The sequence below is a fragment of the Methanothermococcus sp. genome, assembly GCF_015523155.1.
Lineage (GTDB): Archaea > AGJL01 > Methanococci > Methanococcales > Methanococcaceae > Methanofervidicoccus.
On the sequence record NZ_WAKW01000031.1, the window covers coordinates 1 to 11,847 of the forward strand.

Consider the following 11,847-nt stretch of genomic DNA (forward strand, 5'->3'; position numbering starts at 1 on the left):
ACCTTAAAAATACCACCGAATTAATAAATCAACCATTGGAAATAACCGAAGACTGTATCTTAGTTGGAGGTCCTGTGGCAAACCCATTGGCTAAGAAATACCTCTGGACATTCCCAGCTAAAATAACAAATAACTACCCAGGAAAGCATAAAGGAGTTATAGAAAAACAAATAATAAACGGCCATACTGTAATACTATTGGCAGGTTCTGACAGATGGGGAACAAAGGCGGCTGTGGAATACTTCAAAACATTGGATGACATTCCATCAGAACCAATATTCGTAGAATGGAAGGATGGAAAAGCTGTTAAAATTGAGAAACCTTAAATTATATTTCTTTTTCTTTTTTATTAGACAGATAGCCTTATAAAATTTACAAGGACAATAACGATATATTTGATAATATCTATTTTTTTAAAACTTTTTTGCTTTTTTAATATAACATAGCACCTTTTTAATCGATATTTGCCATAGCCAGTAATTAAATATAATTAACATAATATTTAAATAGTAATATATATATTATTACATCCCATATGTGATTAAATAATAAATGAGGTGAGTTATGAAAAAAGTTATTTTAATTTCAATTATCGGAATTGTATTTTTAGGAACCTTATGTGGATGTGTAGAAAATCAAACTTCATCAAACAATAGTAAAAATAGTGAAAATTCAGCAGCAGGTGGGGACACCATCACTATATTATGTGGGGCAGGTTTAATGAAACCCATGAATGAGCTCGTAAAAAATTTTGAAGAAAAAACCGGGGCAAAAGTACATGTGCATTATGGAGGAAGTGCAGAATTGTTTGGTGTTTTATCTACAACAGGAGGAGATGTTTTTATTCCTGGAGCCTACAAATATACAAAAGATGCCATGGATAGGGGTTTGGTTTTGAACGATACCGTTAAAAATATAACCTACCATGTGCCAACAATTGCCGTTCCAAAGGGAAATCCAAAGAACATCAAAAGTTTAAATGATTTAACAAAACCAGGTGTTAAGATTGTAATAGGAGACCCAAAAGCATGTGCAATTGGAAAGGTGGCAAAGAACCTATTTGAAAAGAACCACATTTGGAAAAATATAAGTAAAAATAAAAATATAATCATGGAAACACCAACTGCAAATCAACTTTTGATATATATAGCTACAAATCAGGCAGATGCAGCTATTATTTGGGAGGATATGACAACCTGGGCTCAATCAAAAGGAAAAATAGATGTTATTGAGATTCCAAAGAATGAAAACATAATAAAAACAATTCCAACAGCTGTTGCAGCAAAATCAAAAAACCCCAAACTTGCGAAGGAATTTAACGATTATATTTCAAGTGATGAGGCAAAAACTATATGGAAAAAATGGGGGTTTGAACCATGCAATTAATTTCATTTAGGAAATCCTGCATATTTGCTACATTTTTATTTACATTTTTACTTTTTATAGCAATAGCATCTTTGTTTTTAGTCCCAAATCCAAAAGATATTTTAGAGTCAATAACCACTGCGGAAATGATTTATTCTATAAAATTATCCATCATTACCTCAGTAATTTCAACATTTGTTGTATTGGTATTCTCCATACCAATTGGTTATTCATTATCTCGTTTTTCATTCAAAGGAAAGAATGTTGTTAAATCCATACTTGATTTACCAATGGCATTTCCAGAGTTGGTTTTAGGTTTAGCTTTACTTATATTATTCGGTCAAACATATATTGGAAAATTCCTTGAATATATCGGAATATCTGTTGTATTTACAAAGCTTGGAATAGTTGTTGCCCAGGTATTTACTGCACTACCCTATGGGATAAGGATAATCTACTCCACATTTGAAGAAATAAATCCTCGGTATGAACTTGTTTCAAGACTTCTTGGATACAGTGAGCTCGAAACATTTAAAAATATATCCCTACCTTTGGCGAGAAATGGTCTATTCGCATCTACGATTATAACTTTTGCACGATGTATGGGTGCATTTGGTGCGGTCTTAATACTTGCAGGAGGTTCTTACATGAATACAGAGATACTCCCTATAACTCTGTATCTAAATATATCCTATGGAAATATAGGAATGGCAATAACAAGTGGTATCGTTTTAATAATAATATCATTTCTTGCAATATTAATATTTGAGAAATTTGAAGGAAGGAACAGCAATTCGTCTAAAATATAAGGCAATGTGCATAAATGTATTAAATGTATATATTTACATATTATATTATAACATGGTGAAATAATGTCTTTTATTAAAATAGATAACCTAAATATTCGGTTGGGAAATTTCCATCTTAAAAATTGTAGTTTAACTGTTGAAAGAGGGGATTATTTAATAATTATAGGACCTACTGGAAGCGGTAAATCCATACTGTTAGAAACCATAGCAGGATTTTATACGCCTGAAAAAGGAAAGATTTTTATCAATGGAATAGATATAACAAACCTCCCCCCTGAAAAACGAGATATGAGTATAGTTTATCAGGATTATATGTTGTTTCCAAATATGACTGTTTTTGGCAATATTGCATATGGTTTAAAGAAAAAGATTAAAGACAAAGAAAAAATAAAAGACGAAGTTAATCATATTGCAAAGGTTTTAAATATAGACCATCTTCTAGATAGATATCCCAATACGCTAAGTGGTGGCGAGATGCAGAGAACCGCAATAGCAAGAGCTCTGGTTGTTAAACCTAAACTTCTTCTTATGGATGAACCATTTAGTGCTCTGGATGTAAAAACGAGAAGTAAATTAAGATCTCTTGTAAAAAATGCCATTAAAGAATACAATACCACAGTTCTACAAATAACTCATGATTTTGAAGATATTTGGAGTTTGGCAAATAAGGTTGTTGTAATGAAAAACGGAGTAATGCTTCAAAAAGGCAGTCTTGAAGAGATATTTAACAAACCTTCCCCAAATTTTGTAGCAGATTTTGTTGGAACCAATGTGCTGGATGCTGAAATTATTGGAAAGGATGGTGATTTAACTGTTTTAAATGTTGATAATTTAACACTTTATTCCTATGAATTAGATTACAATAAACACTGTAATAATGGAGGATATAATAAAGTAAAAGTTTCAATTAGACCTGAAAATATTGTTATAGAGAATAAGAATAAGGATATCTATTTTAAAAGCGAAAGAAATGAAAGAAATGAAAGAAATGTTTTTATTGGAAAAATTAAAAAGATAGTAAATAGAGGATATATCATAAGTTTAGTTGTGAATGTTGAAAATATAGATTTTAATGTGTATATAACACCAAATAACATCCATTCGTTAAATTTAAAAGAAGGAAATGAAATATATATAATAATTAAACCAGAAAATGTGAGAATATTATATAATTCTAAAAATAAAATAAAAAATTAATATAAAATAAAGCTAAAAGAAGCTAAATTAAAAAAAGTTAGAAATACTTGATTATTAAAAATATAAAAAATAAGATATTATTTCCGATTTAAGAGCATATTTGCCAGTGGCTTTGCCCAGGAGGCTTCTAAAATCACACTGATTATTATTGTTGCAAAGGTTGCTATTAGAATCGTTCCAGCCAATTCAGGGGCTGGCATGTATTTTGTTATAGCTGCTGGAACAATATTTGGATGGCTTATAATTTCAGAATACACCATAGCAGATAGTGTTGCAGGTACTACCCCCCTTGGTCCTTCCAATGCAATATATACACGTTCCAAAAATGGTCTTATGGGGGGTATTGAAGTTGCGATTAATACACCAATAGGTCTTGCCACCAAAATTGAACCCAATGCACATAATGTTGCAGGCACAATATATTTTTCCAGTAATGGAATACTAACGCTTGCACCTAACAGTACAAATATTAATATTCTAATAAAGGTAGATAATTCCCCAAAGAATAATGAGACTCTTTTCATGTCCTCTTCATGTTCTTTTTTATGGGTTAGTGTATTTCCTATATATAGCCCCATAATTGCAGCAGCCATAAATCCGCTAATTTCATATCCTCCTGTGAGTTGTGGAAAAACACCCTCTGCGAAATACCAAAATGCTATACAAAGCCCAAGGGTAAATGGTGCTATGTAATCTCCAAACTTAATTTTTGAAACAATGAGCTCATAAAATTTACCTGCAAATAACCCCAACAATATACCTCCAACCGCTAAGGAGGTAAATTCAATTATAGGGTTTTCACTAGCAGCCAATCCCATAGCTGATAAACATATAAGTGCCATAACTATACCAAGCGGGTCGTTAAAAACACTTTCAGCTTCCAATGTTAATGCAACTTCTGGATTTATGTCTATCTTTGAAAATATTGGAATTAATGTTGCTGGGTCAGTAGCACATACAATTGCTCCAAATAAAAATCCAAGTATAGACAGCAATGGGAGATTGAACACAAAATTAAATATCACACCAGATATTGCAAATAGTATTAACAATGCAACGATATCCAGTTTTACAATGGTGCCCAATACTTTTTTCATAACATTCCATTCCATTTCATAAGAACCTATAAACAAAAGGATTATTAACCCAAAATTACCTATAAAACTAAATGAAGTTTCTACAATGCCTTTTGGCATTATGTTCAAAAATGAAATAAACAATCCAAATATTAAAAGCAATGGAATATCTGGAATACCAAATTTTTCTGCCAATTTTGCTATCAGAGAACCTCCTGCAAAAAGAATAGACATGTATCCAATTAACAATATGACATCCATATATATCACCCATTTTAAACATTGTATAAACTTAGATTCTTCAATATAAAAAACTTGTGGTAAATAGTTAGATTTAAATATAACAATATAATAAAAGTTAAAACTTAAAAATAAATAATAAAAATTTTAATATATTTATTCATTTGCAAATTATTCAATAGGGAATCTTAGTATTGCACCTATGCCACCAAGACCTTTTAATTGTTTTCCTGCGTCATGTTCTGTGGAGATAATTACTGTTTTTCCACCGATACCCTCAACTGAATTCACTATATCTTCAATCTTTTTCCTATTTTTTCTCAAAAACTCATCGGTTATAAGGAGAGTCTCTATTGCAGAGTAGTTTAAGGCATTTTTAACATCGTCAGTTCCATAAACTGCAAGACCTTTTTTTGAAATCTCTTCTAAAAGTTTATTTACGAGCTGAGTTTCTTTACTAAGCCTGTCTTGACCATATATCCTATCAATAATCCCAGATTTTAAAACTTCGTTAAGTCCTAATCTTCCAGTATGGTTTGTAGATTCAAATATAGTTCTTTGATAAATATCCCTGTATTTTTCAGATAAATATTTTTGAAAATTATTCTTTCCAAATCCTGGACCTGCAACAAGTATTTTTCCATTGTATGGACTTATTACATCGACTATTTCATTGTAGTATCTGAATTTCTCCTGCTCCTGCCGTTTATAGTCTAATTTTTTAGATAGGCCTGATTTTATATATGCCACTTCTTTTGCACCATATTCCCTAATTAAAAATACATTGGCTTCATTGTCATCCATAATAACTACTACAACCTTTGGTTTCTTTGCAGAATCTTCTGCATCTTTTAATCTTTCCAAATCCCATCTCTTCCAATTTTTTTGAATGGATACTTCGGTAAGGGGCTCTATATCTATGGTGTGATAAGAACCAAGTGGAATATCATCAGGACCATGTATTATTTTTCCACTTATTCTCAATCTATTCGTATCCTCATGAAAATTTATTTTTTCTGCCTTAATGCCTAAATACACTCTTTTTTTTGTTCCCCTATCTGCCCTTAATTTATCTCCTTTATCTTCAATTCTACGTTCTGTTATGGCAGAAACTACATTATTTTTTTCAATGATATTGTAAAGATGCCAGAGGTCATCTAAATTCTCAGGTATTATCTTAATTATATTTTTTTCAGGAATTTCCTTAATAATTTTCATAATAACTTACCTTAATTATCTTTTTTTAAAAGGAAAAAATATTTATTATTTATTTTATGTAATAGTAATAAATTATAATTTAAATATACAAAAAATTTCTAATAAAATGAGAGCTCACCATTTTCAAGAATATTTATAACAAACGGTTTTTTAACGATTCTTTTGTCGATATTATTTCTTACATTTTTATGTATTAAATCGAGTATTTCTAATGAACTATATTTTACATGAATATCATTTTCATCGGAGATTTTAAATACCATCTTCGGAATATCAAAAACATCTATTCCTTCTTTAACAACTAATTTTACAGGAGCCATTATGTCATTGTAAATTCTCAAAGTATTCCTTGCTTTTTCTACATTTTCCCTTGCCCTTTTCTCTATCATACTTATATTCGCCCTACTTGTATTCATTATCTTTGCAATTTCTTCCTGAGTAAGACCTTTTTTTCTTAATTTTAGTATCTTTATTTGAGTGTCTGTTAAAAACGATTCCATATAATCCCTCTTATATAACATATAAATCCATTAAAATTTTATTAAATCTGCAATAACAGTATCTACGCTTATTTTACTTACTTCGGAGGGATAAGTATCTGTGCCAATAACTTCATCGGCACCGCCGATATATAATTTATTCAATGCATCACCAATTAAAACAGGATGAACGCAGGATGCTATTACTTTTTTTGCTCCCTGCTCCTTCAACATGGCAATTGCCTTTGCCATTGTTCCACCTGTGGATATAATATCATCCACAATAAGAATATCTCTATCTTTTACATCCAAATTTTTAGGGGCTATTTTTATTTCAGTTGGGGATATTCTCGTTTTTTCAAGATAATCATATTCACAATCTAAAACTTCTGATGCAGTTTTTGCCAGTTCTATGGCTCCCTTGTCTGGTGAAAGCACAACAGGATTGTTTAACTTATCTTTTGCATATTCTGCCAGTTTATTTACTGCGTTCCCATGTATAAATGGAATATCAAAAAATGCTTCTATATGCACTTCATGAGGATTTATGGTTATGAGTTTATCACATAAGTTTGAATACAATTTAGCCAAGGCTCTGATACTTATTGGCTCTCCATCATTGAATTTCTTGTCTTGTCTTGCATAAGCTAAGTAAGGGGCTACTAAATTTATGGATTTTGCACCTTCATCCCTCAATACATCGCACATCAATATAGTTTCCACTATGGAATCATTCTGGTTATTTTGAGTTTGAATCAAAAAAACGTCTCTGTTTTTTACATCCCCATGAATTCTAATATATAATTCCCCATCTGGAAATTTTTTGAATTCTGTTCTTAGAAGCTCCGAATTTGTTAATTTTGAAACCCTATATGCTAAGTTCTGAGAATTCGAACCTGATATAATAATCATATTATCACCTTCTAATATTAAATATAATAGGTATAATATAAAAAAGTTAATTACTTTAATTTTATTTATAAAACTTTATATTTTTCATTATAATTAATTTTAAAACTATCCTATATATAATCATAATTATGAAGTGAAAAAATGTATGATATTATTATAATTGGTTCTGGTGTTGGAGGGAGCACTATATTTAAAGAGTTAAATAACAAATACCCCAATAAAAAAATAATTTTACTTGAAAAAGGAAAGGTTCCACAGTATATCGTTGAAGGAAATACCGTAAAAATTTTATATTTAAATTCCCTTGGGGGTTCTGCGGTATATTCAGTTGGAAATGGTATTAAAATTGATTTAAAACATATTGGTGTTAATAATAGTATATATTATGAAATTGAAAAAGAATTAAACATAACTCCCGTTCCCATGGAATTTATAAATGAAACTACAAAAAAATTATTTGATTATGGATTTAAACAAACTCCAAAGTTTATAGACTTCAATAAATGCAATTCATGTGGAAATTGTGCAAGCAAGTTATGCTGTGGAAAATGGACACCTTTGGATTTTTTAAAATATAAAAATGAAAATAGCAGAATACTGTGCAATTTTAAAGTGTCAAATATCAAAAAAGAAAACGGATTCTTTTATATAGAAGGATTTGATAAAAACAATAATAAAAAAATAATTGAAGGAAAAATTGTCATAGTTTCAGCAGGGGGTATAAATTCCCCGAGGATATTAAGTTCAATATTAGACAACGAACACCTTGGGAAAAACCTCTTTATAGATACATTTATTACAGTCGGAGGCATTTTAGACGGCGTAAATTTGAATAAATCTATTCCAATGTCAGTTTATAAAAAATACGATGGTTTTCTTCTTTCACCTCACTACTCGATGTTGTTGTATGATGAAATCAAGAAGGAAAATAGGGGCATAAGAAACAACGATATATTTAGTTTAATGATTAAAATAAGGGATGAGAATAAAGGAGTAGTTGGAAAGGATTATGTATATAAAAACATAACAGAAAAGGATGAGGCATTATTATCAAAAGGATTTAAAGAGGCATTAAATATACTGTCAGATATGGGGATAAATAAGGCATATAAAACCATTCCAAGAGGTTCTCATCCTTCGGGAACTTGTGCAATTGGAAAGGTAATAAATAAAGATTTTGAAACTGAAATAGATAATTTATTTGTTTGTGATGCCTCAGTATTTCCAGAGCCTCTTGGATTACCTCCAATTCTTGGAATAATTGCAATTGGTAAGAAATTGGCAAATTTACTCTAAAATTAATTTTAAAATTTAAAATTTATTTATTATATTTTTTTATTTATTACATCTTATTTTTATTATCTTATTATTACTTATAATTTATTTATTTTTTATGTTTTCAACAATATACTCAATAAATTCATCTAAATTTATGCCCTTTACAACATCAGCAACAGGAATATTTAGTTTATGGGATATCTTATCCAATAATATATTATCTCGTTTAAAATTTTTACCATTTATAGTAATACCAATTACCCTTTTACCAGTTAATAATTCTATAATATTTATATTCCTTTTTATGTCGTCAATATTTACAGTATTTGATGCAAGTATAATATAATCAGGTTTTGAACCTAAAAGGATGGATAAACTAATAACCCCACCACCTCTTCCAGTTCCAACTTCCAATGGATTTGAAAATATACCAGTCTGCCCGGATACAATTATTAAATCTTTATCTTTTAAATCAACTTTTTTAATAGCCCCAAATATTGTAGATGCAACATGACATGTGGGTATGAGCTGTGGAATTACCATTTCGTCATTACCACATAATTTTGATTGAGGTTCTGTTCCAACGGTGCCGAGTTCAAAATATTTTTCAAGCTTGGATTTTAAAATCATGGATGTGGTAAATTTCCCACTCTGTCTTCCAGTTCCCATTATTGTAATTACTTTTGAGTTGATACCTTTTAATCCTATTTCGGCATATTGTTTAAATTCCTCGAATAATTTAGGATTTGAGCAGTCGAAAAATTCAACATCATATATTTCAGCAAAATCTACGAGCTCCTTATAATCGTTTATTCTATATAATCTCGCCATATTGTATATATTTTTCCCTTTTTTCATCTCATTTATTATGATTTCTTTCCAGGTTTTAACCTCTAAGGGTTCAAGAATTTCCTTTGTCCAAATAAAGGTGTCATAATTGTCATAATTTATACTATAAATCCCACTATGGTCGTGATTTGGATACTTATATCCTACTATGTATATATTGGCAAATTTTTCTAATCCGTCTGATATTTTATTTTTATGAGATAATTTTGCCCTTTTTATTATCATACCATCCCTTGTACAGTTTTATAAAAATATTACATTGTTTATTTCTATTTATTATTTACTTCTATATTATATCATTTATTTTTATAAAAGACTCCAACGAATAATATTAATTATATATAAACTTTTTCATTTGAACTAAATAGGATATTTAATAAATTTAATTCCATATAAATTAACATGCATTCTAAGGTTATATTTTATGTATTATAAGGAGGGAATTTATGAAAGATTATTTAGTTAAAATTAAGATTAATGATATTATGGCAAAAGATGTTATTTATACTCATCCAGACACTGGTGTAGTAAAGGCATTTGAAACTCTTTTAAAGTATAAAATAAGTTGCTTACCTGTTGTGGGTAATAGCAAAAAACTTATTGGTATCATCACCACCACTGATATAGGTTATAATTTAATACTCGATGAATACACCCTTGATACAAAAGTTAGTGATGTTATGACAAGGGATGTAATATCCATAACCCCTGATAAATCAATTATTGATGCCATAAAAAAGATGGATGAATATGGAAATAAGGGCGAAATAATAAATCAGCTCCCTGTGGTGGATGAAAATAATAGATTAGTTGGGGTTGTATCTGATGGCGACATAATCAGAGCTTTGTCAAAAATTTTAGAAAAATAATAATTAAAAAATTAAAATATAAAAAATAATTTTTTATTCAGTATATGTAATATTCTCTGCTTCAAGAGCCTTTTTTATCATTACATACTGTATTGATACAGGCAATGGATAACCTATTTTTACCTGTTTTCCTTCCTTATGCTGTTCTTTTATCCAATTTACAAACTCATCCCAGTTATTTACTGGAATATCGCTTCTTACAACAACTGCTGAACCTTCACCGTGCAATGCACTTATAATTTTTGCCTTTGTTCCTTTGTCAATAGCAAATACCGCAGGTGGAACTCCGTTAAATCCTACATCAACCTGGTTTTGAGCCATTAATGTCATTATTTTTGCTCCACCTTCTGAAACCTGTATTAATTCAACATTTGCTATTTTTTTGCCGTTTTCGTATAATTCGTATTGTTTTTTAGGTGTTATTTCTTTTAGATATATATTGTATTTATTTTTAAATAATTCTGGATATTCCGCTGCAACGAACAATGCTGCATGGTGGTCTGTTGGTAAATATGCAACTTTTAATGTTGGAATATTATTGGTAGTAATGTTTGGTGAAATTTTATTGTTTATTTCATTCATAACCTGATTGTATGGTTTAAAATCAAATAAAGTATTTATAATGATTTCTTTATTATTAACTCCTTTTAATTTACCAGTTAATGAACCTTGTGAATTCATAACTTTTACAAACTCTAATGTTCCAGGTATATCTAATTTTGGATTTGTGAAATATTCAATATGGGGTATTGAAAGGGCCTCAGTTTTCTTATTTACGCCAAGCCATTTTGAACTTGCATCTATTGCAAGGGTTTTGTTGTTATTTATTTCGTCAGTTGAAAGAACCATCAATTTTAAGAATTCTGTTACTGCAAGTTTTTTATTGTTCAATGCATCATCTGATGCTACAATAACACAGCAGGGATGATTTTTCCACATGCCCTTTGGAGGTAAATCTTGACTATATATAATAGGTTTCCCTATATTTTTTGTTCTTAATATTTCAGGCATGGGCTCCCAAGCAATTACTGCATCTAGTTCTTTTGTGCTGAGAAGCTGAGGCATTGAACCCTGACCTTTACAATTTACAAGCTTTACCATTGCCGTAGTCTTTGTAGGAGTTTTATTATTCTCCATACACCCACATAGCATGACTGCTCCAAGAACAGCCATACTCACAAATAAAACTACCAATTTTTTAATAGTATCACCTCTGTAAATTTTAACATAGTATAATATTTATGATAATATATAAAAGTTATGATTTTTTTATGAAAATAATAATATAATTCCTTAAAGTAAATATAACCACATATTATATATAAATAAATTTATCCATATATTTTATAATATATACTATAAGAAAAATAAAAGAAATAAAAAATATAACGATAATAAAAAAATAAATAAAAAAATCATTCCCTCTCTGGATTATATATCGGAGGGAGCTCATCATTCACACCAGGTATAAATCCAACTGTATCCCTATACCTCAACTGCATTCTATGATATATATAACTCAATGGAATTTCCATTGGACATACATCCTCACACT

Annotated in this window: 11 protein-coding genes and 3 pseudogenes; 6 read left to right on the forward strand and 8 right to left on the reverse strand. The window is 29.7% G+C overall.

The window, feature by feature from the left end; genetic code table 11:
* The 4 genes from F7B34_RS03560 to F7B34_RS03575 all read left to right on the forward strand — a co-directional run.
* On the forward strand, positions 1–326 hold a 326-nt coding region (locus F7B34_RS03560; RefSeq protein ID WP_292460235.1), incomplete at its 5' end, for an S-layer protein.
* A 238-nt stretch (positions 327–564) separates the two neighbouring features.
* Positions 565–1,386, forward strand: coding sequence for a molybdate ABC transporter substrate-binding protein (modA, locus tag F7B34_RS03565; protein WP_292460426.1), 822 nt, complete (start codon positions 565–567; stop codon positions 1,384–1,386).
* Positions 1,377–2,174, forward strand: a complete 798-nt coding sequence (locus F7B34_RS03570; protein ID WP_292460427.1) for an ABC transporter permease — start codon at positions 1,377–1,379, stop codon at positions 2,172–2,174. Before modA ends, F7B34_RS03570 begins: the two co-directional genes overlap by 10 nt.
* Positions 2,175–2,237: 63 nt before the next feature.
* The gene (locus F7B34_RS03575) at positions 2,238–3,371 is read left to right on the forward strand and encodes an ATP-binding cassette domain-containing protein (protein WP_292460428.1); all 1,134 of its coding nucleotides are present in this window, start codon (positions 2,238–2,240) and stop codon (positions 3,369–3,371) included.
* A gap of 77 nt (positions 3,372–3,448) precedes the next feature.
* On the opposite strand, the gene F7B34_RS03580 is transcribed toward F7B34_RS03575, so the two are convergent.
* The 4 genes from F7B34_RS03580 to F7B34_RS03595 all read right to left on the reverse strand — a co-directional run bounded on the left by F7B34_RS03580 (position 3,449) and on the right by F7B34_RS03595 (position 7,296).
* Positions 3,449–4,708, reverse strand: a complete 1,260-nt coding sequence (locus F7B34_RS03580; protein ID WP_292460429.1) for a sodium:proton antiporter — start codon at positions 4,706–4,708, stop codon at positions 3,449–3,451.
* A 150-nt stretch (positions 4,709–4,858) separates the two neighbouring features.
* On the reverse strand, positions 4,859–5,905 hold the full coding sequence (locus tag F7B34_RS03585; RefSeq protein WP_292460430.1) for an mRNA surveillance protein pelota: 1,047 nt from the start codon (positions 5,903–5,905) through the stop codon (positions 4,859–4,861).
* Positions 5,906–6,003: 98 nt separating this feature from the next.
* Positions 6,004–6,405: a Tfx family DNA-binding protein gene (locus tag F7B34_RS03590; RefSeq protein WP_292460431.1), complete on the reverse strand. Its 402-nt coding sequence runs from the start codon at positions 6,403–6,405 to the stop codon at positions 6,004–6,006.
* A gap of 30 nt (positions 6,406–6,435) precedes the next feature.
* A complete protein-coding gene (locus tag F7B34_RS03595; protein WP_292460432.1) occupies positions 6,436–7,296 on the reverse strand; it encodes a ribose-phosphate diphosphokinase in 861 nt (286 codons plus the stop codon).
* A 141-nt stretch (positions 7,297–7,437) separates the two neighbouring features.
* On the opposite strand from F7B34_RS03595, the gene F7B34_RS03600 reads away from it, so the two are divergent.
* Entirely contained in the window at positions 7,438–8,592 is a 1,155-nt protein-coding gene (locus tag F7B34_RS03600) for a GMC oxidoreductase (protein ID WP_292460433.1), read from the forward strand.
* Positions 8,593–8,676: 84 nt separating this feature from the next.
* Here F7B34_RS03600 and F7B34_RS03605 read toward each other — a convergent pair whose 3' ends face one another.
* Positions 8,677–9,642 (reverse strand): DUF1611 domain-containing protein, encoded by a 966-nt coding sequence (locus F7B34_RS03605; RefSeq protein WP_292460435.1) that lies wholly within the window; start codon positions 9,640–9,642, stop codon positions 8,677–8,679.
* Positions 9,643–9,869: 227 nt separating this feature from the next.
* Between F7B34_RS03605 and F7B34_RS03610 the strand changes: the two genes are divergently transcribed.
* Complete coding sequence (locus tag F7B34_RS03610; protein WP_292460434.1) at positions 9,870–10,292, forward strand: CBS domain-containing protein; 423 nt, start codon at positions 9,870–9,872, stop codon at positions 10,290–10,292.
* Between the two features lie 36 nt (positions 10,293–10,328).
* Here F7B34_RS03610 and F7B34_RS03615 read toward each other — a convergent pair.
* From F7B34_RS03615 to F7B34_RS03625, 3 pseudogenes are all read right to left on the reverse strand, one after another.
* A pseudogene (locus F7B34_RS03615) lies at positions 10,329–10,874 on the reverse strand (ABC transporter substrate-binding protein); the annotation flags it as partial.
* A gap of 240 nt (positions 10,875–11,114) precedes the next feature.
* A pseudogene (locus F7B34_RS03620) lies at positions 11,115–11,465 on the reverse strand (ABC transporter substrate-binding protein); the annotation flags it as partial.
* A 242-nt stretch (positions 11,466–11,707) separates the two neighbouring features.
* Positions 11,708–11,847, reverse strand: a pseudogene (locus F7B34_RS03625) (formate dehydrogenase); the annotation flags it as partial.